The organism is Streptomyces sp. NPDC001904 (assembly GCF_040297005.1).
GTDB lineage: Bacteria > Actinomycetota > Actinomycetes > Streptomycetales > Streptomycetaceae > Streptomyces.
Window position 1 is genome coordinate 1 of record NZ_JBEOYI010000011.1, and the last position, 24,779, is coordinate 24,779.

Here is a 24,779-nt window from a genome sequence, read left to right on the forward strand (position 1 = left end):
GGCGCGGCGGCGCTCCGTGGTGGCCTCCCGCGTGGGGGGGGGGGGCGCCCCCCCCCCGGGGGGGGGGCCGCCGCCCCCCACGGCCACATCCCGGGCGATGGCCAGTCCGAGACCCGCCCCGCCGCCGTCCCGGGAGCGCGCGTCGTCGAGCCGTACGAACCGCTCGAAGATCCGTTCACGCTCCTCCGCCGGCACCCCGGCCCCGTCGTCGGCGACGGTGAGGACCGCCTCGCCCCCTTCGACGCCCACGGCGACCACCACTCCGGTGCGCGCGTGCCGCTGCGCGTTGTCCACGAGATTGCCCAGCACCCGGGCCAACTGCCCGCGCGAGCCGGTGACCCGGGCGGACTCCGCCGACTCCACCGTGACGGGCAGCCGGTCGCCCGTGCGCTGCGACAGCTCTTCGCGCGCCAGGGCCGCCAGATCCACCGCGCCGTCGCCGGGCCGCTCCCCCGCGTCGAGCCGGGCGAGCAGCAGCAGGTCCGCGGCCAGTTCCTGGAGCCGCACCGTGTCCTCGACGGCGCCCGGCACGTCGAGCAGCTCCGGATGAGCGGCCCCGACCTCCAGCTGGGTGCGCAGCGAGGCGATGGGACTGCGCAGTTCGTGCGAGGCGTCGGCGACGAACCGCCGCTGCCGCTCGACCGATTCCTGGAGCGCGGCCAGCGTCTCGTTGGTGGTCGTGGCCAGCCGGGCGACCTCGTCGTGGGTGTCCGGCTGCGGCACCCGGCGGCCGAGGTCCTGCGAGGCGGTGATGGCGGCCATCTCGGCGCGGATGCCCTCGACGGGCCGCAGCGCGCGCCGGGTCACCAGGTACGTGACGGAGCCGACGACCACGAGCAGCAGCGGGAAGCCGATCAGCATGGCGGTCTTCGTCGTCGTCACGGCGCTCCGCTCGGCGGTCAGCGAGGCGCCCGCGTACACGGTCAGATCGCCGTACGCGGTGTCGTCGACCTGCACCTCGGCGAACCGGTAGTCGGCGCTGTCGCCGTCCACGGTGGCACTGCCGTCGGAGTAGTCGGTGGAGCCGGACACCGTGCCGCCGCCGCTGTCGTCGTCACCGCCGCCACCCCTGCCCCCGTGCCGGTCGTCGTCGCCGTCGCCGTCGTCGTCCCGCTGTGCGGCGACAGGCTTGACGGCGTCGGTCCCGGCGCCGGAGATCCGCTCCAGGTCCTCGGTGGCGGCGATCAGCCTGCCGTCGTCGTCGACGACCTGCACCGGATGGTCCTCGTCGTCGAGGTCGAGACCGGCCGGCGCGACCCCGCCGGCGAGAGACGTGGCGACGCGGCGCGCGGCGGAGTCGGCGCCCGCCGCGGCCTGTTCGCCGAGGTTGTCGCGCAGGGCGAGCAGCACGGCGACACCGGCCGCGACCAGGGCGACGGCGACGACGAGGGTGGCGGCGAGGGCGGCCCGCGACCGTACGGAGCCGAGGAGGCGCCGCCTCACCGGGGGATCTCCAGCCGGTAGCCGGCGCCGCGCACGGTCCGGATGAGGGGCGCGCCGAGCTTGCGGCGCAGGGCGCTGACGTAGACCTCGACGATGTTCGGGTCGCCCTCGTAGGCGAAGTCCCACACGTGCTCCAGGATGTCGCCCTTGGACACCACCTCACCGGCCCGCGCGACGAGCTGTTCGAGCACCGCGAACTCCTTCGCGGTGAGCGCCACTTCACCGTTCTCGGTGTGCGTGACGCGGCGCGCGGCGGTGTCGACGGCGTACGGGCCGACGGTGTGCACGGGGTTGGCCCGGCCCGCGGCGCCGCGCCGCCGCAGCAGCGCCTTCACCCGCGCGACGAGCACGACGTACGAGAACGGCTTGGTGAGGTAGTCGTCGGCGCCCGTGTCCAGCCCCTCGGCCTCGTCGTACTCGCCGTCCTTGGCGGTGAGCATCAGGATCGGCACGTCGTTCCCGGCGGCGCGCAGGGCGGCGCAGACCCGGTAGCCGTTCATGCCGGGCAGCATGATGTCCAGGACGATCAGGTCGTACGGCGACTCGCTCGCGCGGTGCAGTCCTTCGAGGCCGTCGTGGACCACGTCGACGGCGTACCCCTCGGCGGTCAGCCCTTTGGCGAGCGACACGGCGAGCCGCTTCTCGTCCTCCACGATCAACAGGCGCATGGGTTCAGGGTCGCAGGTGGTTCCTGAAGTCTTCTTCAGGTTCCTTCAGCGGGTCTTCAGGGTCGTTCGGGCAGCTTGGTGCTCGTCGAACTCCACGAAGGGACGGACTCCATGAAGCGCCGTACGACCGTCATCTCCGCCATCGCCGCCGTCGCGCTGATCGGCGGGGGAACCGCCACGGCGGTCGCCCTCTCCGACGACAGCGGGTCGGGCGCCGCAGCGAAGTCGAGTGTGCAGATCAAGGACGACAACGTCAGTGACGCCCGGGAGAACGCCGACGAGGCCAAGGGCGCCCGGATCACGGCCGAGGAAGCGATCGCCGCCGCCCTGAAGCACACCCCGGGCGTCGCGGCCGAGGCGGACCTCGACTCCGACGACGGCCGGCTCGTGTGGGACGTCGACGTGATCGGCTCCGCCCGGCACCACGTCGAGGTCGACCCCGGCACGGGGAAGGTGCTCGGCTCGCACGTCGAGAAGGATGACGACGACGATCCCGCGCGGGTCGCCGCCGCCCTGAAGAACGCGCCGACCTCGGCCTCGGACGCGGCCCGGGCCGCCGCCGCGAAGGGGACGGTGACCTCGGTGGACGCCGATGACGACGCCCGCTCGGTCACGGCGTGGGAGGTCGAGACGACGTCGGCCGACGGGGTGCAGCACGACTGGCACGTGGACCTCCGGTCGGGGGCCGTGACCGTGGATCACCGGGGTGGCGATGACGACCACGGCGACGACGACTGACCCTTGACGGTCGGCCGACGGCCGGTGGGGGCTGGTCGCGCAGTTCCCCGCGCCCCTGGGTTGACCGCCGGCTGACGGCCGGTGGCCTCTTCTCGCGCAGTTCCCCGCGCCCCTGAAAGGCCTGCGGCCTTCAGGGGAGGCTGCGCACGGCGTGTCAGCCCCGGGTGAGGCCCTCGACGAGTTCGTCGGCGGCCCGGTAGGGATCCAGATCGCCGGAGACGATGCGATCGGCCAGCGCGTCGAGACGCCGGTCGCCGCGAAGGTCACCGATCCGCTCACGAAGGGCGGTCACCGCGATCGTCTCGACCTCCCGGGACGCCCGCGCCACCCGCCGCTCGGAGAGCACCCCGTGCTCCTCCATCCACGCCCGGTGCTTCTCCAGCGCCTCGACGACCTCGTCGATCCCCTCACCCCGCGCGGCGACGGTCTTCACGATGGGCGGCCGCCAGTCACCGGGCGCCCGGGACTCCCCGAGCCCCAGCATGTGGTTCAGCTCGCGGGCGGTGGCGTCGGCGCCGTCCCGGTCGGCCTTGTTGACGACGTACACGTCACCGATCTCCAGGATCCCGGCCTTGGCGGCCTGGATCCCGTCGCCCATCCCGGGCGCGAGCAGCACCACGCTCGTATCGGCCTGCGAGGCGATCTCGACCTCGGACTGGCCCACGCCCACGGTCTCGACGAGCACCACGTCGCACCCGGCGGCGTCGAGCACCCGGATCGCCTGCGGCGCGGCCCAGGCGAGCCCGCCCAGGTGCCCGCGCGTGGCCATCGAGCGGATGTAGACCCCGGGGTCGGAGGCGTGCTCCGACATCCGCACCCGGTCGCCGAGCAGCGCGCCCCCGCTGAACGGCGACGACGGGTCGACGGCCAGCACCCCGACCCGCTTCCCGGCCCTGCGGTAGGCGCTCACCAGCGCCGACGTCGACGTCGACTTGCCGACACCCGGCGATCCGGTGAGCCCGACCACGTACGCGTTCCCCGTCAGCGGGGCGAGGGCGGCCATGACCTCGCGCAGCTGCGGGGACGCCCCCTCCACCAGCGAGATCAGCCGGGCCACGGCCCGTGGCCGGCCCTCTCTCGCCTGGGCGACCAGCGTGGGGACGTCCTGCATCACAGCTCCGTTCCGTCAGACCCGTACCAAGAAACCGGTGAACCGGAGAACCGGTTACGCCTTGGGTACCCGCAGCACGAGCGCGTCACCCTGACCGCCGCCGCCGCACAGTGCGGCCGCGCCGACTCCGCCGCCGCGCCGCTTCAGCTCCAGGGCGAGGTGCAGCACGATGCGCGCACCGGACATCCCGATCGGGTGACCCAGGGCGATGGCACCGCCGTTGACGTTCACCTTTTCCGAGGACACCCCGAGGTCCTTCATTGACTGCACCGCGACCGCCGCGAAGGCCTCGTTGATCTCGATGAGATCGAGGTCCGCCACCCCGAGGCCCTCCTTCTTCAGGGCGTGCTCGATCGCGTTCGAGGGCTGCGACTGGAGCGAGTTGTCCGGCCCCGCCACGTTGCCGTGCGCGCCGATCTCCGCGATCCAGTCCAGGCCCAGCTCCTCGGCCTTGGCGCGGCTCATGACGACCACGGCGGCGGCGCCGTCGGAGATCTGCGAGGACGTGCCGGCCGTGATCGTCCCGTCCTTGGCGAAGGCGGGGCGCAGCTTGCCGAGGGACTCCGCCGTGGTCTCGGCGCGGATGCCCTCGTCCTTGCTGAACAGGACCGGGTCGCCCTTGCGCTGCGGGATCTCGACGGGCGTGATCTCGGCCTCGAACAGGCCGTTCTTCTGCGCGGCGGCGGCCCGCTGGTGCGAGAGGGCGGCCACCTCGTCCTGCTCGGGGCGGGCGATGCCGAGGCGGGTGTTGTGCTTCTCGGTCGAGGCGCCCATGGGGATGTTCTCGAAGGAGTCCGTCAGGCCGTCGTACGCCATCGCGTCGAGCATCTCGACGGCGCCGTACTTGTAGCCCTCGCGGGACTTCGGGAGGAGGTGCGGGGCGTTCGTCATCGACTCCTGGCCGCCCGCGACCACGATGTCGAACTCACCCGCGCGGATCAGCTGGTCCGCGAGAGCGATGGCGTCGAGGCCCGACAGGCAGACCTTGTTGATCGTGAGCGCCGGGACGTTCATCGGGATGCCCGCCTTGACCGCGGCCTGGCGCGCCGGGATCTGCCCCGCCCCGGCCTGGAGCACCTGGCCCATGATCACGTACTGCACCTGGTCGCCACCGATGCCCGCACGGTCGATGGCGGCCTTGATCGCGAAGCCGCCGAGGTCGGCTCCGGAGAAGGACTTCAGGGAACCCAGCAGTCGTCCCATGGGCGTGCGCGCGCCCGCGACGATCACTGAGGTGGTACCGGTCGTTCCAGACATGAGGCACAGCCCCTTGGGAGATGAGGAGTGAACGAGGGTTTACTCGAATGTACTGAGCGGTACGCCGCCCGTCACCGGCCAGTGAATGTGATCGCGCGCACGTTGCGTAACCACGACGACCCGCGCTGCACTTGACCCATGCTGACGCGAATCGACCACATCGGGATCGCCTGCCACGACCTCGACGCGACCGTCGAGTTCTACCGGGCCACGTACGGATTCGAGGTGTTCCACACCGAGGTCAACGAGGAACAGGGCGTGCGCGAGGCCATGCTCAAGATCAACGAGACGGACGACGGCGGAGCGTCCTATCTCCAGCTCCTGGAACCGACCCGTGAGGACTCCGCGGTGGGCAAGTGGCTGGCCAAGAACGGTGAGGGCGTGCACCACATCGCCTTCGGTACGGCCGATGTCGACCAGGACGCCGACGCCATCAGGGGCAAGGGCGTACGCGTCCTGTACGACGAGCCCCGGCGGGGTTCGATGGGGTCGCGCATCACGTTCCTGCACCCCAAGGACTGCCACGGCGTACTGACCGAACTCGTCACCTCGGCCCCCCAGGAGTCGGCCGACCACTGACCTCCGCATACTCGGGCCGGTAGGGTTGGGGAGCGACTGCCGCAACCAGCGGACGGTCGTGGGCCGGGGTCCGGGTATCGGGGGACGAGGGTCGGGGCGAAAGGGCCGGAACACATGGGTCCCGAGCGCCGACTGCACTCTCCTTGTCGATCTGACACCATTCCCCGGGGGCCCCGTTCGGCGTATGGACGGAGCTCGTAAGGAAGAACTTGCGACCAGGGGACGGATGGGACCGCGCAGTGCGGGGCTACGAGAGCCAGGACGGCCGGCGGCCGGCTGAGACCGACCATCTCTCGCGGTTCGAAGCCGAGATGGAGCGGCTGAAGACCGAGCGGGAGAAGGCCGTCCAGCACGCCGAGGACCTGGGCTACCAGGTGGAGGTGTTGCGCGCCAAGCTGCACGAGGCGCGCCGCAGCCTCGCGTCCCGGCCTGCCTACGACGGAGCTGACATCGGCTATCAGGCCGAGCAGCTGCTCCGCAATGCCCAGATCCAGGCCGAGCAGCTGCGCGCCGACGCCGAGCGCGAGCTGCGCGACGCCCGGGCGCAGACCCAGCGGATCCTCCAGGAGCACGCCGAGCAGCAGGCCCGGCTCCAGTCCGAGCTGCACACCGAGGCGGTCAACCGCAGGCAGCAGCTCGACCAGGAGCTGGCCGAGCGCCGGCGCACGGTCGAGACCCACGTCAACGAGAACGTGCAGTGGGCCGAGCAGCTGCGCGCCCGCACCGAGCAGCAGGCCCGCCGGCTGCTCGACGAGTCCCGCGCCGAGGCCGACCAGTCGCTGTCCACCGCCCGCGCCGAGGCCGAGCGGGTCGCCGCCGAGGCCAGCCGCCGGCTGACCGGCGAGGCGGAGAGCGCCCGCGCCGAGGCCCAGGCGATCCTGGCCCGCGCCCGCCAGGACGCCGAGCGCCTGCTCAATGCCGCGTCGACGCAGGCCCAGGAGGCCACCGACCACGCCGAGCAGCTGCGCTCCAGCACGACCGCCGAGTCGGACGCCGCGCGCCGCCAGGCCGGTGAGCTGAGCCGCGCCGCCGAGCAGAAGATCGCCGAGGCGGACACCGCGCTGCGCGAGGCCCGCGCCGAGGCCGACAAGGTCCTCACGGAGGCCAAGGACGCCGCCACCAAGCAGCTCGCGAGCGCCGAGTCGGCCAACGAGCAGCGCACGCGGACCGCGAAGGAGCAGGTCGCCCGCCTCGTCCAGGAGGCCACCAAGGAGGCCGAGACCACCAAGTCGGAGGCCGAGCAGGTCGTCGCCGACGCCAAGGCCGAGGCCGAGCAGCTGATCGCGCAGGCCAAGGAGAAGGCCCGTACGGTCACCGCGGAGGAGACCGCGGGCGAGCTGGCGAAGGCGGCGCGCACCGCCGAGGACGTGCTCAACAAGGCCTCCGACGAGGCCAAGTCGACGACGAGGGCCGCCGCCGAGGAGGCCGAGCGGATCCGCACCGAGGCCGAGGCCGAGGCGGACCGGCTGCGCGCCGAGGCGCACGACATCTCCGAGCAGCTCAAGGGCGCGGCCAAGGACGACACCAAGGAGTACCGGGCCAAGACGGTCGAGCTCCAGGAGGAGGCGCGCCGGCTGCGCGGCGAGGCCGAGCAGCTGCGGGCCGAGGCCGTCGAGGAGGGCGAGCGGATCCGGGCCGAGGCCCGCCGCGAGGCCGTCCAGCAGATCGAGGAGGCGGCCAGGACCGCCGAGCAGCTGCTCGCCAAGGCGAAGGCCGACGCGGACGAGCTGCGCAGCGGTGCCACCACCGAGGCCGAGCGGGTCCGCACCGAGGCCATCGAGCGCGCCACCGGTCTGCGCAAGCAGGCCGAGGAGACGCTGGAGCGCACCCGCGCCGAGGCCGACCGGCACCGGGCGGAGGCCGACGAGCAGGCCGAGGCGACCCGCGCCGAGGCGGAGCGCGCCGCGCAGGCCCTCAAGGACGAGACCGAAGAGGCCATAAGGAACCGGCAGGACGAGGCGGCCCGCGAGCTGACCCGGCTGCACACCGAGGCCGAGGAGCGCCTGACGGCGTCGGAGACGACGCTGACGGACGCCCGGGCGGAGGCCGAGCGGCTGCGCCGGGAGGCGGCCGACGAGGGCGACCGGCTGCGCGGCGAGGCCGCCGAGCGCGTACGGACGTTGCAGGCGCAGGCCGAGACGGAGGCCGAGCGGCTGCGCACCGAGGCCGCCGCCGACGCCTCGACGACCCGCTCCGAGGCCGAGAACATCGCGGTGCGGCTGCGGTCCGAGGCCGCCACCGAGGCCGAGCGGCTCAAGACCGAGGCGCAGGAGTCCGCCGACCGGCTGCGCGCCGAGGCCCAGACCGCCGCCGAGCGGATCGCCGCCGAGGCCGCCGAGACGCTCACCGCCGCGACCGACGAGGCCGCCCGCAGGCGCCGCGAGGCCGAGGAGACGCTCGGCAGCGCCCGCCAGGAGGCCGACCAGGAGCGCGAGCGGGCCCGCGAGCGGAGCGAGGAGCTGCTGGCGGTCGCCCGCGCCCGGGTCGAGGAGGCGCAGACCGAGGCCACCCGGCTGGTCGAGGAGGCGGACCAGCGGGCCACCGAGCTGGTCTCCGCCGCCGAGCAGACCGCGCAGCAGGTGCGCGACTCCGTGTCCGGGCTGCAGGAGCAGGCCCAGGAGGAGATCGCGGGGCTGCGGTCGGCCGCCGAGCACGCGGCGGACCGCATCAAGCACGAGGCGCAGGAGGAGGCCGACCGGGTCCGCTCCGACGCGTACGCGGAGCGCGAGCGCGCCGCCGAGGACGCGAACCGGCTGCGGTCCGAGGCCACCACCGAGGCGGAGGCCGCGAAGTCGCTGGCGGAGCACACCGTCTCGGAGGCGATCGCCGAGTCCGAGCGGCTGCGGAGCGAGGCCGCCGAGCACGCCCAGCGGGTCCGCACCGAGGTCTCGGACCTGCGGTCGGGCGCCGACCAGGACGCCTCGCGCACCCGCGCCGAGGCCCGCGAGGACGCCAACCGCATCCGGTCGGACGCCGCCACCCAGGCCGACACCCTGATCGGCGAGGCGCGCACCGAGGCCGAGCGGCTGACGGACGAGACGAACACCGAGGCGGAGCGGGTCCGCGCGGAGTCCACCGCGGCGGCCGAGAAGCGCGTCGCCGACGCCACGGCCGAGGCCGAGCGGCTGACGGCCGAGACGAACACCGAGGCCGAGCGCGTGCGCACCGAGTCGGTCGCCAAGGCGGAGAAGCTGATCGCGGACGCGTCGGGCGACGCCGAGCGGCTGCGGGCCGAGGCCGCCGAGACGGTCGGCTCGGCGCAGCAGCACGCGGAGCGGATCCGCAGCGAGTCCGAGCGCGTGAAGGCCGAGGCCGCCCAGGAGGCGGAGCGGGTCACGGCCGCCGCGCGGGACGAGGCGGAGCGCACCCTGGACGAGGCCCGCAAGGACGCGAACAAGCGCCGTACGGAGGCCGCCGAGCAGGTCGACACGCTCATCACGGAGTCCGCCGCCGAGGCCGACAAGCTGACGCGCGAGGCGCAGGAGACGGCGCAGAAGACGACCGCCGACGCCGAGGCGCAGGCCGACACGATGGTCGGCGCGGCCCGCACGGAGGCCGACCGGCTGATCTCCGAGGCGACGGTCGAGGGCAATACGACGGTGGAGAAGGCCCGCACCGACGCGGACGAACTCCTCGTCGGGGCCCGCCGGGACGCGACGCAGATAAGGGAGCGGGCCGAGGAGCTGCGCGACCGCATCACGGGCGAGATCGAGGAGCTGCACGAGCGGGCGCGCCGCGAGTCGTCGGAAGCGATGAAGAACGCGGGCGAGCGCTGCGACGCCCTGGTCAAGGCCGCCGAGGAGCAGCTGGCCGAGGCCACCGCCAAGTCCAAGGACATCCTCAACGACGCCAACTCCGAGGCCGGCAAGGTCCGGATCGCCGCCGTGAAGAAGGCCGAGGGGCTGCTCAAGGAGGCCGAGCAGAAGAAGGCCGAGCTGACGCGCGAGGCGGAGAAGATCAGGGCCGACGCCGAGGAGGAGTCCACCGCCATGATCGAGAAGGGTCAGCGCGATCTGGACGTGCTGGTCAGACGCCGCGAGGACATCAACGCCGAAATCTCCCGTGTCCAGGACGTGTTGGAAGCGTTGGAATCTTTTGAGGCTCCCGGCTCGGGCAAGGACGGTGGCGTCAAGGCCGGCGCCGCCGCAGGGGCTACTCGATCGGGTGGCAAGGGGTCAGAGGGCTAGCCAGGAGACCAAGTAACGTGCTTGAAGAGGTCGTTCGGCCCTACTCCTGGCAAGTGCTCAGCCGCTACGCCACTCAAAAGGGGTGTCATTCTCCAGATCAAACCGGCATCTGCTCGATGACACGCCGCTTTGGCCCCTAGGATTCCCCTTATCACCTCACCGGTCTCATTCGACAGGAACCCCATGAGCGACACTTCCCCCTACGGCTTCGAGCTTGTGCGGCGTGGGTACGACCGCGCTCAGGTGGACGAACGAATCTCCAAGCTCGTCTCCGACCGTGACAGCGCTCTCGCTCGCATCACTGCTCTGGAAAAGCGCATCGAGGAACTCCACCTCGAGACGCAGAACGCCCAGGCCCAGGTGAACGACGCGGAGCCGTCGTACGCCGGCCTCGGCGCGCGCGTCGAGAAGATCCTCCGCCTCGCCGAGGAGGAGGCCAAGGACCTGCGCGAGGAGGCCCGCCGGGCCGCCGAGCAGCACCGCGAGCTCGCCGAGTCGGCGGCCCAGCAGGTGCGCAACGACGCGGAGTCGTTCGCCGCCGAGCGCAAGTCCAAGGCCGAGGACGAGGGCGTCCGGATCGTCGAGAAGGCCAAGGGCGAGGCGTCCACGCTGCGCTCCGAGGCGCAGAAGGACGCGCAGTCCAAGCGCGAGGAGGCGGACGCCCTCTTCGAGGAGACCCGCGCCAAGGCCGCCCAGGCCGCCGCGGACTTCGAGACGAACCTGGCCAAGCGGCGCGAGCAGTCCGAGCGCGACCTGGCCTCGCGTCAGGCCAAGGCCGAGAAGCGCCTCGCGGAGATCGAGCACCGCGCGGAGCAGCTCCGCCTGGAGGCCGAGAAGCTGCGCACGGACGCCGAGCGCCGCGCCCGTCAGACGGTGGAGACGGCCCAGCGCCAGGCCGAGGACATCGTGGCCGACGCGAACGCCAAGGCCGACCGCATCCGCTCGGAATCCGAGCGCGAGCTGGCGGCGCTCACCAACCGCCGCGACTCGATCAACGCCCAGCTGACGAACGTGCGCGAGATGCTGGCCACCCTCACCGGTGCGGCCGTCGCCGCCGCCGGTGCGCCGGTCGAGGACGAGCCCATCTCCCGTGGGGTTCCGGCGCAGCAGTCCCGCTGATCGCCTCAGGTGTCACGCTGTAAGCCCCCTGCCCCGAACAAGTGGCAGGGGGCTTACACGCGCTCTAGCGTGGCCCCATGATTGAGCTCGAGGGGCTGACGAAGCGCTACGGCGACAAGACTGCCGTCGACAACCTCACCTTCCGCGTGCGGCCGGGCATCGTCACGGGCTTCCTCGGTCCGAACGGCGCGGGCAAGTCGACGACCATGCGCATGATGCTCGGCCTGGACAACCCCACCGCGGGCACCGTCCGGATCGACGGCAGCCAGTACGCGCGGCTCAAGGACCCCCTCAAGTTCATCGGCGCGCTCCTCGACGCGAAGGCGATGCACGGCGGCCGCAGCGCGTACAACCACCTGCTCTGCCTCGCCCAGTCCAACGGGATCCCCAGGAGCCGGGTGGACGAGGTCCTGGACACGGTCGGTCTGACCGGGGTGGCCAAGAAGAAGTCGAAGGGCTTCTCGCTCGGCATGGGCCAGCGACTCGGCATCGCGGGCGCGCTCCTCGGCGACCCGCAGATCCTGATGTTCGACGAGCCGGTGAACGGTCTCGACCCCGAGGGCATCCACTGGATCCGCAATCTGATGAAGTCCCTCGCGGCCGCGGGCCGTACGGTCTTCGTCTCCTCGCACCTCATGAGCGAGATGGCGCTCACCGCGGACCACCTGGTGGTCATCGGGCAGGGCCGGCTCCTCGCCGACACCTCCATGGCGGACTTCATCCGGGAGAACTCGCGGTCGTTCGTGCGGCTGCGCTCACCGCAGCGCGAGCGCCTGCTCGACGTCCTGCACGAGAACGGCATCACGGTCGTGGAGTCCGGCAACGGCACCCTCGAGGTCGACGGCGGCTCCCCCGAGCAGCTGGGCGAGCTGGCCGCGAGCCACCAGCTGGTGCTGCACGAGCTGAGCCCGCAGCAGGCGTCCCTCGAAGAGGCCTTCATGCAGCTGACCGCCGGGTCGGTCGAGTACCACGCGCACTCGGACACGACGGCGCCGCCGCCACCGCAGCAAGAGGGCTGGGGCGCGTCCTGGAACCGTGACACGAACCAAGGGAAGGGAGCCTGAGATGGCCGCGGCCCAGGTCCTCCGGTCCGAGTGGACCAAGATCAAGTCGGTCAATTCGACGGCCCTCACCCTCAGCCTCGCCGTCGTCGTCTCGGCCGGGCTCGGCATGCTCGTCAGCGCCCTGTCCAACAACGACTTCGACAACATGTCCCGCGAGAGCAAGCTGACGTTCGACCCGACCTTCATCTCCTTCTCCGGCCTCTCCCTCGGGCAGCTGGCGATGGTGGTCTTCGGGGTCCTCGTCGTGGCCAGCGAGTACAGCACGGGCATGATCCGCACCTCGCTCGCGGCGGTCCCGCAGCGCGGCACGTTCCTGTTCGGCAAGATCACGGTGGCCTCGCTGCTCGTCCTGGCCGTCGCGCTGGTCACCAGCTTCGCGTCGTTCTTCCTCGGCCAGCTCATGCTCGGCGACCACAGCACGGACCTCGGTGCCCCGAACGTGCTGCGCGCGGTGATCGGCGCCGCCGTCTACATGACGCTGGTGGCGATGTTCTCGATGGGCATCGCCTCGATGCTCCGCTCCCCGATGCTCTCGCTCGGCATCCTCATGCCGTTCTTCTTCCTGATCTCCCCGATCCTCGGCAGCGTCTCGGCGACGAAGAAGGTCGCCCAGTACTTCCCGGACCAGGCGGGCCAGCGCATCATGCAGGTCGTCACGCCTCCCGACGACGATGTGGCGTACGGCCCGTGGGGCGGCCTGGCGATCCTGCTGGTGTGGGTGGCGGCGGCTCTGCTGATCGGCTACGCCCTGCTGAAGAAGCGGGACGCGTAGCGGCGCGCTTCCGGGTCGTCCTTCGTCCGCGGCCCACCAGGGGCGCGAGGAACTGCGCGAGAAGCCCCACCGGAGCCGCGCGGACCCTCTAACCTGCGCCCCTATGGCGCCAAAAGACCCAGCCCGCACCCTCGATGCCCTCGGCTACGGCACAGCCCCGGCCCTCGCCCCGCTCACCTACCCGGGCCGCCCGGTCACGACCCCGGCACTCCTCCTCGGCGACGAACTCCACGCCCTCCCGGCGGACGGCCCCCTGGACGACGTACTGAAGGACCGCACCCCGGTCCTCGCCGTAGGCTCCAACGCCTCCCCCGCCCAGATCGCCCACAAGCTGACCAGCCTGAGCCTCCCGGTGCGGGTCCCCATGATCCCGGTGCGGACGCGCGGCATCGGCATCGGCTGCTCCGCCCACATCGGCCGCAACGGCTACGTGGCGGCGGCCCCCTACCCCGACCCCGGCGCCGCGCTCACCCTCGTCGTCACCTGGCTCGACGACGTCCAGCTCAAGGCCGTGGACGCGACCGAGCTGCCGAACTACCGCAGGGTGGCGGTGCCGGACGCCCCGGTCCCGGGGCTCCAGCTCTACGTCAGCGAGTACGGAGTGCTGACCGACCCGGAGAACGGCGGCGCCCCGCGCCCCGGCGGCGGGGACCAGGCGACCCTGCTCACCGCCCTGCTGCGCCACTCCCCCGCGCTGCTGTCCCTCCTCGGTCCGACGCCCGGCGACTGGGTGCGCCGGGCCGCCGCGTCCCCCGCCGCGCGCGAGGAGGGCACCCGGCTGCTCCGGGAGACCGGATACCAGACGTCCCCCTGGCCCCTCTGATGCCTTTGCTCACTCTTGGCAGGAACCGTCAGCGCTCGGATACGCTCCTAACCCTTACGGGGGCGTCCGCCCCGACGTCCTGAACCGTTCATAACCGTTCAGACCATCCGATGGGTGCGGAGAATGATCGAGGCAGTCGGCCTGACGAAGCGCTACGGCGCCAAGACGGCCGTGTACAACCTTTCCTTCCGGGTCCGGCCGGGAACCGTGACCGGATTCCTGGGGCCGAACGGCTCGGGCAAGTCGACGACGATGCGGATGATCCTCGGTCTCGACAAGCCGTCCCAGGGCCGGGTGACGATCGGCGGTCACCCGTACAACGAGCTGCCGAACGCCCCGCGCCAGGTCGGCGCGCTCCTCGACGCGAAGGCGGTGCACGGCGGCCGGACCGCCCGCAGCCATCTGCTGAGCCTGGCCCAGCTCTCCGGCATCCCGGCCCGCCGGGTCGACGAGGTGCTCGGCGTCGTCGGCCTCCAGGAGGTCGCGAAGCGGCGTTCGAACGGGTTCTCGCTCGGCATGGGCCAGCGGCTCGGCATCGCGGCGGCACTGCTCGGCGACCCCCAGGTGCTGCTCTTCGACGAGCCCGTCAACGGCCTGGACCCGGAGGGCATCCTCTGGGTCAGGAACCTGATGAAGTCGCTGGCCGCCGAGGGGCGCACGGTCTTCGTCTCCTCGCACCTGATGAGCGAGATGGCGCTGACCGCCGAGCACCTGATCGTGATCGGGCGCGGGCAGCTGCTCGCCGACATGAGCGTCCGCGACTTCATCGCCCACAACTCGGCCGGTTTCGCGCGCGTACGCACCCCGGACACCGAGCCCGCCCAGCGCGAGAAGCTGAGCACGGCGCTCACCGAGGCGGGCGGCCAGGTCCTGCCCGAGCCGGACGGCGGGCTGCGTGTGACGGGCCTGCCGCTTCCCCGGATCAGCGACCTCGCGCACGAGGCGGACGTCCGGCTGTGGGAGCTGTCCCCGCACCAGGCCTCGCTGGAGGAGGCGTACATGCGGATGACGCAGGGCGCCGTCGACTACCGCTCCACGGTCGACCAGCGGGCGGGCCTCCAGCAGCCGCTCGCGCCCGGCATGATGCCGCCGCAGGCGCCGATGCCGGTGCCGGGCCAGGACCAGCCGGGCTGGTACGCCCCGCCGCCGCCCCAGGGCCGGCCGCAGCCGCCCCAGGTCCCGGCCGAGAACCCGTACGCCGCCCCGCAGCCCCCGGCACCCGCAGCGCCGCCGGCTCCCCCGGTCGCACCCGCCCCGGCGAACACCCCGGCCACGACGGCCACGACGGCCACGACGGACGAGACGCAGAAGGACGACGCCCGATGAGCACGCCGCCCCCGCCCTACGCCCCGCCCGGCGCCTCGTACCACTCCCCCATCCCCGTGCGCCGCGCCCACCTCGGCGACGCGCTCGCCTCGGAGTGGACCAAGATCAGATCGGTGCGCTCCACGATGTGGACGCTCGGCGTGATGATCGTGCTCATGGTCGGCATCGGACTCGCGTCGGCCACCGTCGTCGCCTCCGCGGACACCTCTTCGATGGACGGCAACGAGACGCTGGGCCTCGGCTTCTTCGGCGTGCTGCTCGGCATCATCTGCGTGATCACGCTGGGCGTCCTCACCATCGCGTCCGAGTACGGCACCGGCATGATCCGTACGACGATGACGGCCTGCTCCAGCCGCAGCCGGGTGCTGGCCGCCAAGGCGATCGTCTTCTTCACGCTGGTCTTCACGCTGACCACGGTCGTCGCCGCGCTGGTCGGCGTGGTCCAGGTCGCCATCGTGGGCGCCGATGACTCACCGACCGGCACCATGTGGTTCAAGTCGACCGTCGGCGTCGGCCTGTTCGTGGCGCTGCTCGGCCTGCTCGGCCTCGCGCTCGGCACGCTCGTCCGGCACTCGGCGGGCGCGATCACCATCATGATCGGCCTGGTGCTGCTGCCGCTGGTCCTCGCGCTGTTCATGTTCGCGGAGTCGCTCAAGGACCTCCAGCAGGCCCTGCTCGAGTACTCGATCCCGAGCCAGCTCGCCGTGCTCTACGACAATTCGGTGGCCGGCGGCTCCGGCCCGTCCGGCTGGGACCCGCTCTGGATCATGATCGCCCTCAGCGGCGTCGCCCTGGCCGCCGCGTTCGCGAGCCTCAACAGCCGCGACGTCTAGGGCCTGTCCGGCGCACCGGCGCCGGGGCAAGCCCTCAGTAGCGCGGCGCGTTCCGGGACCGCTGCACCTTCGTGGTGCGGCGGTCCTTCGCGTTCCAGCACGCCTTGTGCCAGTGGCGCCGGTCGTCCACACCCCCGTACTGCGGCCAGGCCACGACATGAGCGACCCCGGAGGCGATCTCCTGGTCGCATCCGGGGCAGCGGTAGGTCTTGCCGACCGCGCTCGCGCCCGCGACATGGCGCACGCTCCACTCCTCGCCCTGCCAGTGCTCGGTGGACTGGAACCCGCCGTAGCGCCGCCCCTCGTCCTCGCTGCTGCCGGACGATCCGCCGGTGTTCGGGCGGTTGCGACGCGGGGACACGGATCACCTCACGGGGTGCTGGTACGGAAAGGGGGGCCTGGAACCAGCGTACGCCGACGGAGCCCACGCCCCCGGCCCTCACCACGGCCTCAGCGGCCCGCCACAGCCCCACGGACACCGGCGCTCCGCAGAAAATCTGTCAATCTTCATGCCAGGCCGTGTCTTTGGCACTTGCCAGCCGTTAATGCCTGCATGGGGAGTGCCCGCGTCGGCGCCAAGGAGGCAAAAACGCGATGCGCGTAGGAACGTTTGTACTGGCGGCTCAGTTTCCGGGCCAGGGGCAGGGGGAGGCTCTGCACCGTGCGGTGCGGTCGGCCGAGGTCGCCGAAGAGGCGGGCCTCGACACGGCCTGGCTCGCCGAGCATCATTTCGTGCCATACGGGACCTGCCCGTCGGCCGTCACACTGGCCGCGCTGCTGCTCGGCCGCACCCGCACCCTGCGGGTCGGCACGGCCGTGAGCGTGCTGCCGACGGCGCACCCGGTGGCCCTGGGCGAGCAGGCGGCGCTGCTGCACCTGACCTCGGGCGGTCGCTTCTCGCTGGGCGTGGGGCGCGGTGGGCCGTGGGTGGACCTGGAGGTCTTCGGCGCGGGTCTGGAGGCGTACGAGTCGGGGTTCCCGGACGCGCTCGACCTGCTGCTGCGCTGGCTGCGCGAGTCCCATGTGGCAGGCGGGAGCGAGCGGTTCGACTTCCGCGAGGTGGCCGTGGTGCCCCGCCCCGCCGAGGCGATAGGCGGCACGGATCCGGCCGGGCCCGAGGTCGTCGTGGCCTGTACGTCACCGAAGAGCGTGCGCACCGCCGCCGAGCGCGGCCTGCCGATGCTGCTCGGGATGCACTGCGGCGACGAGGACAAGGCGGAGATGGTCGCACTGTGGCGGCGCTGCGCGCGCGAGGCCGGGCGCGCGCCCGACGAGATCCTCTCCGCGCCCCATGTCTCCGCCGGGGTCGCCCAGATCGGCGACAGCGGCGCGGACGCGTCGGAGGCCCTTCTGAAGGCGATGCCAGGCTGGCTGAAACAGGGGCTGGACGCGCATGTGACAGTGGACGGACGCGTACGCAAGATGCGGGATCCGCGCGCCTACACGGAGCTGCTGTGCCGTCTGCACCCGGTCGGCACCCCGCAGTTGTGCGCGGACCGGCTCGCCGCCACATCGGAGCGCACCGGCATCACACGCTTCGCGCTGCTCGTCGAGGGCTCGGGGGATCTTGCGGCGACGGAGGAGAACATCCGCCGGCTGGGAGCCGAGGTCCTTCCGCAGATCGGCTGATCCCGCCCGTCGGTCACTCATGAGGACCGGTGCCTGCCGCCCGTACAGAAGCACCTCCCGCGCACGGGACGGCAGGCAAACCGATCCAAGGCGTAAGCCGTCAGCAGTCACGCAGCTCCGGTGACTGGTTGAGCAGCTGGTTGCGGACCGAGGTGAAGCGGGCCAGCGTCTCGTCCACCTCCGGGGTCAGCGGGAACACCGCGACCCGGTGGCAGTTCTGGAACGCCAGCCGGACACCGAAGTGCCGCTGCAGTGCGCCACGTATCGCGTCACTCGCGAGCGCACGCAGCAGCTGCCCGCGCTCCTGCTCACTCGGCGGCGGCGTCTCGTTGTCGGCGAACTCTCCGCCGTCCACCTTCAGCTGGGCCACCAGTGAGCTGATCATCTCCCACGCGTAAGGCAGGGAGGTCCGGACGCAGTCGACGAAGTCCGCTTCGTCAACCTCGCCTCGCTCGGCCTGTTCCAACAGTGCCGGTGAGACGTCGAGCGACATGGGTTCTCCTCTCGCACCCCCAGCGGGCGGGGGTTGACGGACAGGCCAGGGAGTCCCCGGGGCGCGCCCCCTCGAACACGCAGCGTGCGCGCACCGCGACCTCCTGCTTCTACGGTATGCAACGCTTCCGGAGCGCAACAGGGCGTACCGGCCTCCAGTCGCACACAACCAGCCAATAACGAACGGGGTGCTTCTCAATAAAAGGGGCACTCGAAAGGGCTCGGACAGGGCGGCGCGGGGTGACCGGCGGGCGAAGTGCGGGGAGCGGCGGCAGTCGAGTAGCGTTGCCCACCATGCGTCTCGTCATCGCCCGCTGCTCCGTGGATTACGCGGGTCGGCTCACCGCCCATCTTCCGTCGGCCCCCCGTCTCATCCTCGTGAAGGCGGACGGCAGCGTCTCCATCCACGCGGACGACCGGGCCTACAAGCCCCTCAACTGGATGTCGCCGCCCTGCACCTTGAAGGAGGGCACGGGTGACGACGAAGGCACCTGGACCGTCATCAACAAGGCGGGCGAGAAACTGATCATCACGATGGAGGAGATCCTCCACGACTCCTCGCACGAACTGGGTGTCGACCCGGGTCTCATCAAGGACGGCGTGGAAGCGCACCTCCAGGAGCTCCTCGCGGACCGCATCGACACCCTCGGCGAGGGCTACACGCTGATCCGCCGCGAGTACATGACCGCGATCGGCCCGGTCGACATCCTGTGCCGGGACGCCGAGGGGCAGACCGTCGCCGTCGAGATCAAGCGGCGCGGTGAGATCGACGGCGTGGAGCAGCTGACGCGTTATCTGGAGCTGCTGAACCGCGATCCGCATCTCGCGCCGGTCCGGGGTGTTTTCGCGGCGCAGGAGATCAAGCCGCAGGCCCGGGTGCTCGCGACCGACCGGGGCATCGGGTGCGCGGTGCTCGACTACGACGCGATGCGCGGTATCGAGGACGACAAGTTGCGGCTGTTCTGACCCGGCTCGGCACGAAGCCGCGGTCGCGTCCGCTCGGTTGGTGAGCGGATGCGGCCGCGGCTTCGTCGTGGGTGCTCGCGCAGTTCCCCGCGCCCCTGGCGGGGCGCTTCTACATGACCGTGTCGGAGACGCTCGGGACGACAGGGCTGCTCGCCGTTTCGGTCGTCTCCGTGTCCGTCGGAGTCGGGCTCGACGGGTCCTCGCTCGGCGAGGGGGACGTCGGGTCCTCGCTCGGCGAAGGGGACTTCGTCGGAGGCTTCGTGGGCGACTTCGTCGGGGACTTGGTCGGCTTCTTGGTCGGGGACTTCGTCGGCTTGTCCGGGGACTTGGAGCCGCTCGGGTCGTCCGAGGGCGAGCCGCTGGCGCTCTGGGAGGGCGACGGGTCGTCCGCCGTGCCCGGGACCCCGTCCGCGCCGGGGTCGGCCGACGCCGACGCGGTGCCGGAGCCGTCACCGCTCTTGCCGCTGCCTTCGGCCTTGTCGGCGCCCAGCTCCCCGCCGGTCTCCCCCGCCGTCGCGGACGGGTTGGTGTTGACCTTGTCGGACGGCGGCTCGTCGTTGTCCGAGATGGTGCCGAGGGTGACGATCGTGCCGAGCACCGCCACGAGCAGCGCGCCCGCGCCGGCCGCGACCAGGTTGCGCCGGGTGCCCCGGGCGACGGCCTTGCGCGAGAACGACCCGCCGCCGACCACCGTCGGGGCGGGCCCAGGCGGCCGGCTCACCAACGTCTCGGCCTCGCGCGCCGGTTCGAGCTGCGGGAAGGCGGACGGCACGCCGCCGGACGGCGACTGCGACTCCTCGTACATCGCGTCGGGGACTTCCTCGCCGGCCGCCGTGCGGCCACCGGGCAGCGCACCGCCGGAACGGTCCGCCACGAGCGCGAGGGCGCGCCGGCCGGCGATCGTGCCGCGCTTGTCGGCGAGGGCGCCGCGCAGGGCGATGGAGGCCTCCAGCTCGGCGCGGGCCCGGTCGAGCTGCCCTTCGAGCAGCGCGAGGATCCCCAGCTCGTGGTGGAAGTAGGCCTCTTCGGGAACCAGCCCGGCGATCCGTGCCGCCTCCTGACCGGAGCGCAGCGCACGCTCCCAGGCGCTCCAGGCGAGCCCGGCGGCGAACGCGGGCGCGGCCGCGCGGGCCAGCTCCACGGACGCGGGCGTCGCCTCGTCGTCGGCCGATGCGGACACCGGTACGAGGACGGCGAGCGCGGCGAGCAGGGCGTCGCTCTCGGCGGCGACCCGCTCGGGCCCGACCGACGGGTGCCCGGCCCACCAGGCGTAGTGCAGGGCCGCGGTGCGGGCCCGCTCGACGGTCTCGTCCCCGAACCCGGCGGCCTCCAACTGCACCTGGACACCGGCCGCGAGCCGGTAGCGCGCGCCGACCGCGGTGACGAGCGAGCTGGAGACCAGCTCGGCCAGGGCCGCGTCGGCGTGCTGGTCGCCCACGAGCGCCGGCAGATGCGCCTGGTGCGGGACCTCGCCGCCGAGCGCGACGGCGAACCGCAGGGTGGCGCGGGCCGAGCGGCTCAGCCGGGAGGCGAGCAGCGCGGCGGGCGCGGCCCCCTCGGCGAGCGAGGGCAGCGGCACGTCGTCCGCGTCGCCGTCGGCGGCGTCGAACGGCGCGTCCGCCGGGGCGTCGGAGAGGGAGCCGAACGCGTCGAAGACGCTCGGGTCCGCGCGCTGCTGGTCGCGCTGCCGCAGCAGGGCACCGGCCTGTGCGAAGCGCAGCGGCAGCCCCTCCGACTCGAACCACAGGTCGCCCGCCCACTGGGCCTCGTCGTCGGTCAGCACCCGGCCGACGACGCGCTCCAGGAGTTCCAGGCTGGCGCCGCGGCCCAGGCCGCCGAGGAAGACCTCCTCCACGTGGGAGTCGGCCGACGGCGCGGCGACGTCGGGCGTCGCGGCGAGCAGGTAGGCGCACTCCGGTGTGGCTTCGAGGAGTTCGTCGAGCTGGGCGCCGCCGAACTCCAGGTCGTCCAGGACGACGACGGCGCCGACCTCGTGCACGAGCTCGCGCATCAGGGTGCGGTCGGGGCGGTGCAGCGGCGCGTCGAAGACCGTGCGGAACAGTTCGTGCAGCAGGTCGTCGACCGAGCGGCGGTGCCCGGAGAGCCGGACGACGCCGTCGGGGGCGATGTCGAGGCAGTCCTCGGCGACCTGGTCGAGGAGCGCGGTGCGCCCGGATCCCGAGGGTCCGGTGAGCCGTACGGAGCGCCCGCGCGCGAGGAGCCGTACCAGGCGCTCGCGGTCCTCCTGGCGCTCCAGGAGCGGCTGCCGGGGCAGCGCGGGCCCGGCCGGCAGCGGCGGGCGTGCGGCCCGTGCCCGGTCGGCGCGCGCGGCGGCGTCGAACTTGGCGGGCCTGCCCGGCCGTTCGCCCGGCGGACAGGGTTCGATCTCGCTGCCGTCGACAGGGTTGACGGTGAGGAGATGGTCGCCCGACACGAGCTGCACGGTGCGCGCGAGGGCGGGCACCGGCTGGCCGAAGTCGGGCGGGACCGGCGGCCGCGGGCGGCCGCCGTGCGCCGGCGTGCTGTCGTCGCGCCGGTCCTGGCTGAAGTCTTCAGGTCCCCGGTTCATCGGGTCCATGGTCAAAGCCCCCCAAAAGCGTGGTGTGCCGCTTGCCCCTCCCGGCCTGTGCACACTGCGCTGTCGCTTCTGGTCCGGTGGCCCGCGAGGCGGGTACGTCATACCGCGGGCGACCGAACCCTAGACGTTGGCTCAGTATCTCCGAACAGCCGGGGTGTCGCGCCGCCCGAGACGTCACAGTCTCGCGAGGATTGTGGGCGCTTCCCCCGTGAACGGATGATTCACACCTTCGAGGGGCGAACGTGCCTCACACGCGGGGCAGCGACTCGACTCCGATGCCGCCCTCGATGGCCAGGATCCGGTGCAGCCGGGTCGCGACCAGCAGGCGCTGCATGCGGTCCGGGACCCCGCGCAGCACGAGCCGTCGTCCACAGCGGCCGGCCCGCCGGTGGGCGCCCATGATGACACCGAGTCCGGTCGCGTCCCACGAGTCCAGTTCGGACAGGTCGAGGACCAGGTCTCCGATGCCGTCGTCGACGGCGCTGTGCAGGACCGTACGGGCGTCCGCCGCGCTCCGGACGTCGAGGCGGCCCCCGACGACCAGCTCGGCGTGGTCGCCCCTGATGTGCATATGCGCTCCCCATGCGATCAGTCGTGACGAGAGGTTTCCATGTGATCTGGGTATGTCACTGCAACTGACTGGCTCAAGGCGCCAGAAGTTGCCGTCTGTAAGCGAACCGATACCGAATTCACCCTGAGGGGTGATGTCGCGTCAGGCGGGCCTGGTTCAGTCCCGCCCGCCGGTTCAGCCGTGCTTGTAGAAGCCCTGCCCGCTCTTGCGTCCGATGTCACCGGCGTCCACCATCCGGCGCATCAGCTCCGGCGGCGCGAACTTCTCGTCCTGCGACTCGGTGTAGATGTTGCTGGTGGCGTGCAGCAGGATGTCGACGCCGGTGAGGTCCGCCGTGGCCAGCGGGCCCATCGCGTGGCCGAAGCCCAGCTTGCAGGCGATGTCGATGTCCTCGGCGGTGGCGACGCCCGACTCGTACAGCTTCGCCGCCTCGACGACGAGGGCCGAGATGAGCCGGGTGGTGACGAAGCCCGCCACGTCGCGGTTGACGACGATGCAGGTCTTGCCGACGGACTCGGCGAACTCCCGCGCGGTGGCGAGGGTTTCGTCGCTCGTCTTGTAGCCGCGGACCAGCTCGCACAGCTGCATCATCGGCACCGGCGAGAAGAAGTGCGCACCGACGACGCGCTCCGGACGGTCCGTCACCGCCGCGATCTTGGTGATCGGAATGGCGGACGTGTTCGACGCGAGCACCGTGTCGTCGCGCACGATCTTGTCGAGCGCGCGGAAGATCTCGTGCTTGATCTCCAGCTTCTCGAAGACGGCCTCGACGACGAGGTCGGCGTCGGCGGCCGCGTCCAGATCGGTGGTCGGGGTGATGCGGGCGAGCGCCGCCTCGGCGTCCTCGGCCGTCAGTTTGCCCTTGCTCACGAACTTGTCGTACGACGCCTTGATGCCGTCGGTGCCACGCGTGAGGGCTTCGTCGGTGACGTCGCGCAGGACGACGTCCCAGCCCGCCTGGGCAGAGACCTGGGCGATGCCGGACCCCATGAGACCGGCCCCGATGACGGCGAGCTTCCGTGCCACGTGCGACTCCCCTTTTACCGCGTACCCGCGTACCCGCGTACCGCTTAACCACTGTTTACGTTGCTCTGTGGCGGACGATAGCGCCCGTGAGGGGGCATGTGGCGGTTAAGAGATGCGCGTCACGTCTCGAATGACGGACATCACACTGCCAGCGGCCATCAGGCCTGGCGCACGGCGTAGTTGAGCACCCTGGGACTCAGGAGCTCCTCGGTCTCGCCGCCGTGACGGTCTGGTGGACCCGGCCGATCTGACCGGTGGTCAGCCCGGGCAGCGGGTCGCCCGCGGCGGTGGCGGACACACCCGGGGCGCACCCGCGCACCCCGCGCCCGCCGTGACGGTCGGCACACGGAGCCTCCGCCGGGCCCCGGCATAACTACGCTGGTCGCATGGTCAATCTGACGCGCATCTACACCCGTACCGGAGACAAGGGCAGCACCGCCCTCGGCGACATGAGCCGCACCGCCAAGACCGATCTGCGGATCTCGGCGTACGCGGACGCCAACGAGGCCAACGCCGTCATCGGCACGGCGATCGCCCTCGGCGGCCTGGACGAGGAGGTCGTCACGGTCCTCACCCGCGTCCAGAACGACCTGTTCGACGTCGGCGCCGACCTGTCCACGCCCGTCGCCGAGAACCCCGCGTACCCGCCGCTGCGCGTCGAGCAGTTCTACGTCGACAAGCTGGAGGCGGACTGCGACCGGTTCAACGCGGAGCTGGAGAAGCTGCGCTCGTTCATCCTGCCCGGCGGCACCGCGGGCGCCGCCCTGCTGCACCAGGCGTGCACCGTGGTGCGGCGGGCCGAGCGGTCGACGTGGGCGGCCATGGAGGTGCACGGCGAGACGATGAACCCGCTGACGGCGACGTACCTGAACCGCCTCTCGGACCTGCTGTTCATCCTCGCCCGCATCGCCAACAAGGAGGTCGGGGACGTGCTGTGGGTGCCGGGCGGCGAGCGCTAGGCGACTCCTCCACCCCGAGCGGGCTCCTTCTTCGGGAACAGCGTGTAGGTCAGCGCGATGACCACGTTGAGGCCGATGACGAACAGCATCCGCTGCTGCCACTGGATCAGCGACCCGGTGTCCCCGTCGTCGCCCACGTACCAAATCGCGCCCTGCAGCAGCCCGAGCGCGATGACCGAGGCGAGCACCCAGCGCGCGGCGAGCTTCCACTCGTGGACCGCCCGCGCGGTGCCGTACTTGGGCGTCGACGGCGGCGGGCCGCCCGCGAAGCGGTGGGCGACGCGGACGTCGACCCACCGGACGGTGTAGTGGCCGAGCGCCACCGAGTAGCCGATGTAGACGGCGGCCAGACCGTGCTTCCAGTCCGGTTCGGCGCCGTTCTTCAGGTCGACCGCGGTGACGACCAGCAGGACCACTTCGAGCAGCGGCTCGCACAGCAGGACGGCGAGCCCCGCGCGCGGCATCCCGGCCCAGTAGCGCAGCGCGAGTCCGGCGGCGAGGAGCACCCAGAAGGCGACCTCGCAGACGACGATGAGCGTGACGATCACGACGGGCTCCTCTCGTTCCCCGCTTCCAGCCTGGCCGCCGGGAAGGGCGGGATCGTCGTCGTACGTGACGAGACAGGACTGCATCCTTCG

Annotated in this window: 22 protein-coding genes; 12 read left to right on the plus strand and 10 right to left on the minus strand. The window is 72.1% G+C overall.

Annotation, left to right across the window (positions count from 1 at the left end):
• Both ABT127_RS19320 and ABT127_RS19325 read right to left on the minus strand, forming a co-directional pair.
• The coding region (locus ABT127_RS19320; protein ID WP_351451238.1) for an ATP-binding protein at positions 1–1,443 on the minus strand (1,443 nt) is incomplete at its 3' end.
• Positions 1,440–2,111 carry a response regulator transcription factor gene (locus ABT127_RS19325; RefSeq protein ID WP_351451241.1) on the minus strand — a complete coding sequence of 224 codons (672 nt, stop codon included), beginning with the start codon at positions 2,109–2,111 and terminating at the stop codon, positions 1,440–1,442. The genes ABT127_RS19325 and ABT127_RS19320, both read right to left, overlap by 4 nt.
• Positions 2,112–2,222: 111 nt before the next feature.
• On the opposite strand from ABT127_RS19325, the gene ABT127_RS19330 reads away from it, so the two are divergent.
• Positions 2,223–2,849 (plus strand): PepSY domain-containing protein, encoded by a 627-nt coding sequence (locus ABT127_RS19330; protein WP_351451243.1) that lies wholly within the window; start codon positions 2,223–2,225, stop codon positions 2,847–2,849.
• Positions 2,850–3,003: 154 nt separating this feature from the next.
• Here ABT127_RS19330 and meaB read toward each other — a convergent pair whose 3' ends face one another.
• Both meaB and ABT127_RS19340 read right to left on the minus strand, forming a co-directional pair.
• Positions 3,004–3,960 (minus strand): methylmalonyl Co-A mutase-associated GTPase MeaB, encoded by a 957-nt coding sequence (gene meaB / locus ABT127_RS19335; protein WP_351451245.1) that lies wholly within the window; start codon positions 3,958–3,960, stop codon positions 3,004–3,006.
• A 54-nt stretch (positions 3,961–4,014) separates the two neighbouring features.
• The gene (locus tag ABT127_RS19340; protein ID WP_351451248.1) at positions 4,015–5,217 is read right to left on the minus strand and encodes an acetyl-CoA C-acetyltransferase; all 1,203 of its coding nucleotides are present in this window, start codon (positions 5,215–5,217) and stop codon (positions 4,015–4,017) included.
• 138 nt (positions 5,218–5,355) lie between these two features.
• On the opposite strand from ABT127_RS19340, the gene mce reads away from it, so the two are divergent.
• The 8 genes from mce to ABT127_RS19380 all read left to right on the plus strand — a co-directional run bounded on the left by mce (position 5,356) and on the right by ABT127_RS19380 (position 15,920).
• Positions 5,356–5,796 (plus strand): methylmalonyl-CoA epimerase, encoded by a 441-nt coding sequence (gene mce, locus ABT127_RS19345; RefSeq protein WP_351451250.1) that lies wholly within the window; start codon positions 5,356–5,358, stop codon positions 5,794–5,796.
• A 239-nt stretch (positions 5,797–6,035) separates the two neighbouring features.
• Positions 6,036–9,983: a polarized growth protein Scy gene (gene scy / locus ABT127_RS19350; RefSeq protein WP_351451252.1), complete on the plus strand. Its 3,948-nt coding sequence runs from the start codon at positions 6,036–6,038 to the stop codon at positions 9,981–9,983.
• A gap of 183 nt (positions 9,984–10,166) precedes the next feature.
• Entirely contained in the window at positions 10,167–11,102 is a 936-nt protein-coding gene (locus ABT127_RS19355) for a coiled-coil domain-containing protein (protein ID WP_351451254.1), read from the plus strand.
• A 77-nt stretch (positions 11,103–11,179) separates the two neighbouring features.
• On the plus strand, positions 11,180–12,166 hold the full coding sequence (locus ABT127_RS19360) for an ABC transporter ATP-binding protein (protein ID WP_351451257.1): 987 nt from the start codon (positions 11,180–11,182) through the stop codon (positions 12,164–12,166).
• 1 nt (position 12,167) lies between these two features.
• A complete protein-coding gene (locus tag ABT127_RS19365) occupies positions 12,168–12,938 on the plus strand; it encodes an ABC transporter permease (protein WP_351451259.1) in 771 nt (256 codons plus the stop codon).
• Between the two features lie 103 nt (positions 12,939–13,041).
• A complete protein-coding gene (locus ABT127_RS19370) occupies positions 13,042–13,761 on the plus strand; it encodes a hypothetical protein (protein ID WP_351451261.1) in 720 nt (239 codons plus the stop codon).
• Positions 13,762–13,884: 123 nt separating this feature from the next.
• Positions 13,885–15,087 (plus strand): ABC transporter ATP-binding protein, encoded by a 1,203-nt coding sequence (locus tag ABT127_RS19375; protein ID WP_351451263.1) that lies wholly within the window; start codon positions 13,885–13,887, stop codon positions 15,085–15,087.
• Complete coding sequence (locus tag ABT127_RS19380) at positions 15,084–15,920, plus strand: ABC transporter permease (protein ID WP_351451265.1); 837 nt, start codon at positions 15,084–15,086, stop codon at positions 15,918–15,920. Before ABT127_RS19375 ends, ABT127_RS19380 begins: the two co-directional genes overlap by 4 nt.
• A 34-nt stretch (positions 15,921–15,954) precedes the next feature.
• Here the strand turns inward: ABT127_RS19380 and ABT127_RS19385 are convergent, their stop codons facing one another.
• A complete protein-coding gene (locus ABT127_RS19385; protein ID WP_351451267.1) occupies positions 15,955–16,281 on the minus strand; it encodes an Rv1322 family protein in 327 nt (108 codons plus the stop codon).
• 233 nt (positions 16,282–16,514) lie between these two features.
• On the opposite strand from ABT127_RS19385, the gene ABT127_RS19390 reads away from it, so the two are divergent.
• Complete coding sequence (locus tag ABT127_RS19390; protein ID WP_351451269.1) at positions 16,515–17,549, plus strand: LLM class flavin-dependent oxidoreductase; 1,035 nt, start codon at positions 16,515–16,517, stop codon at positions 17,547–17,549.
• A 100-nt stretch (positions 17,550–17,649) separates the two neighbouring features.
• Here ABT127_RS19390 and ABT127_RS19395 read toward each other — a convergent pair whose 3' ends face one another.
• Complete coding sequence (locus ABT127_RS19395; RefSeq protein WP_351451272.1) at positions 17,650–18,042, minus strand: SCO5389 family protein; 393 nt, start codon at positions 18,040–18,042, stop codon at positions 17,650–17,652.
• Positions 18,043–18,335: 293 nt separating this feature from the next.
• Between ABT127_RS19395 and nucS the strand changes: the two genes are divergently transcribed.
• On the plus strand, positions 18,336–19,007 hold the full coding sequence (nucS, locus tag ABT127_RS19400; protein ID WP_351451274.1) for an endonuclease NucS: 672 nt from the start codon (positions 18,336–18,338) through the stop codon (positions 19,005–19,007).
• 109 nt (positions 19,008–19,116) lie between these two features.
• Here the strand turns inward: nucS and ABT127_RS19405 are convergent, their stop codons facing one another.
• The 3 genes from ABT127_RS19405 to ABT127_RS19415 form a co-directional block, all read right to left on the minus strand.
• The gene (locus ABT127_RS19405) at positions 19,117–21,585 is read right to left on the minus strand and encodes an ATP-binding protein (protein ID WP_351451276.1); all 2,469 of its coding nucleotides are present in this window, start codon (positions 21,583–21,585) and stop codon (positions 19,117–19,119) included.
• Positions 21,586–21,832: 247 nt separating this feature from the next.
• On the minus strand, positions 21,833–22,156 hold the full coding sequence (locus ABT127_RS19410) for an STAS domain-containing protein (protein ID WP_351451279.1): 324 nt from the start codon (positions 22,154–22,156) through the stop codon (positions 21,833–21,835).
• 174 nt (positions 22,157–22,330) lie between these two features.
• The gene (locus tag ABT127_RS19415) at positions 22,331–23,182 is read right to left on the minus strand and encodes a 3-hydroxyacyl-CoA dehydrogenase family protein (protein WP_351451281.1); all 852 of its coding nucleotides are present in this window, start codon (positions 23,180–23,182) and stop codon (positions 22,331–22,333) included.
• A gap of 386 nt (positions 23,183–23,568) precedes the next feature.
• On the opposite strand from ABT127_RS19415, the gene ABT127_RS19420 reads away from it, so the two are divergent.
• Positions 23,569–24,141, plus strand: coding sequence for a cob(I)yrinic acid a,c-diamide adenosyltransferase (locus ABT127_RS19420; protein WP_351451283.1), 573 nt, complete (start codon positions 23,569–23,571; stop codon positions 24,139–24,141).
• Here the strand turns inward: ABT127_RS19420 and ABT127_RS19425 are convergent.
• A complete protein-coding gene (locus tag ABT127_RS19425; protein WP_351451287.1) occupies positions 24,138–24,689 on the minus strand; it encodes a hypothetical protein in 552 nt (183 codons plus the stop codon). The genes ABT127_RS19420 and ABT127_RS19425 overlap by 4 nt on opposite strands.
• Positions 24,690–24,779 lie beyond the last annotated feature (90 nt).

Bases quoted from the DNA above. Each gene is read 5' to 3' on its own strand.
- meaB (WP_351451245.1), bottom strand. From the start codon at position 3,960: ATGCAGGACGTCCCCACGCTGGTCGCCCAGGCGAGAGAGGGCCGGCCA.
- ABT127_RS19330 (WP_351451243.1), top strand. From the start codon at position 2,223: ATGAAGCGCCGTACGACCGTCATCTCCGCCATCGCCGCCGTCGCGCTG.
- ABT127_RS19405 (WP_351451276.1), bottom strand. From the start codon at position 21,585: ATGGACCCGATGAACCGGGGACCTGAAGACTTCAGCCAGGACCGGCGC.
- ABT127_RS19410 (WP_351451279.1), bottom strand. From the start codon at position 22,156: ATGCACATCAGGGGCGACCACGCCGAGCTGGTCGTCGGGGGCCGCCTC.
- ABT127_RS19390 (WP_351451269.1), top strand. From the start codon at position 16,515: ATGCGCGTAGGAACGTTTGTACTGGCGGCTCAGTTTCCGGGCCAGGGG.
- nucS (WP_351451274.1), top strand. From the start codon at position 18,336: ATGCGTCTCGTCATCGCCCGCTGCTCCGTGGATTACGCGGGTCGGCTC.
- ABT127_RS19340 (WP_351451248.1), bottom strand. From the start codon at position 5,217: ATGTCTGGAACGACCGGTACCACCTCAGTGATCGTCGCGGGCGCGCGC.
- ABT127_RS19395 (WP_351451272.1), bottom strand. From the start codon at position 18,042: ATGTCGCTCGACGTCTCACCGGCACTGTTGGAACAGGCCGAGCGAGGC.
- ABT127_RS19375 (WP_351451263.1), top strand. From the start codon at position 13,885: ATGATCGAGGCAGTCGGCCTGACGAAGCGCTACGGCGCCAAGACGGCC.
- ABT127_RS19360 (WP_351451257.1), top strand. From the start codon at position 11,180: ATGATTGAGCTCGAGGGGCTGACGAAGCGCTACGGCGACAAGACTGCC.
- ABT127_RS19365 (WP_351451259.1), top strand. From the start codon at position 12,168: ATGGCCGCGGCCCAGGTCCTCCGGTCCGAGTGGACCAAGATCAAGTCG.
- ABT127_RS19370 (WP_351451261.1), top strand. From the start codon at position 13,042: ATGGCGCCAAAAGACCCAGCCCGCACCCTCGATGCCCTCGGCTACGGC.
- ABT127_RS19380 (WP_351451265.1), top strand. From the start codon at position 15,084: ATGAGCACGCCGCCCCCGCCCTACGCCCCGCCCGGCGCCTCGTACCAC.
- ABT127_RS19420 (WP_351451283.1), top strand. From the start codon at position 23,569: ATGGTCAATCTGACGCGCATCTACACCCGTACCGGAGACAAGGGCAGC.
- ABT127_RS19325 (WP_351451241.1), bottom strand. From the start codon at position 2,111: ATGCGCCTGTTGATCGTGGAGGACGAGAAGCGGCTCGCCGTGTCGCTC.
- mce (WP_351451250.1), top strand. From the start codon at position 5,356: ATGCTGACGCGAATCGACCACATCGGGATCGCCTGCCACGACCTCGAC.
- ABT127_RS19355 (WP_351451254.1), top strand. From the start codon at position 10,167: ATGAGCGACACTTCCCCCTACGGCTTCGAGCTTGTGCGGCGTGGGTAC.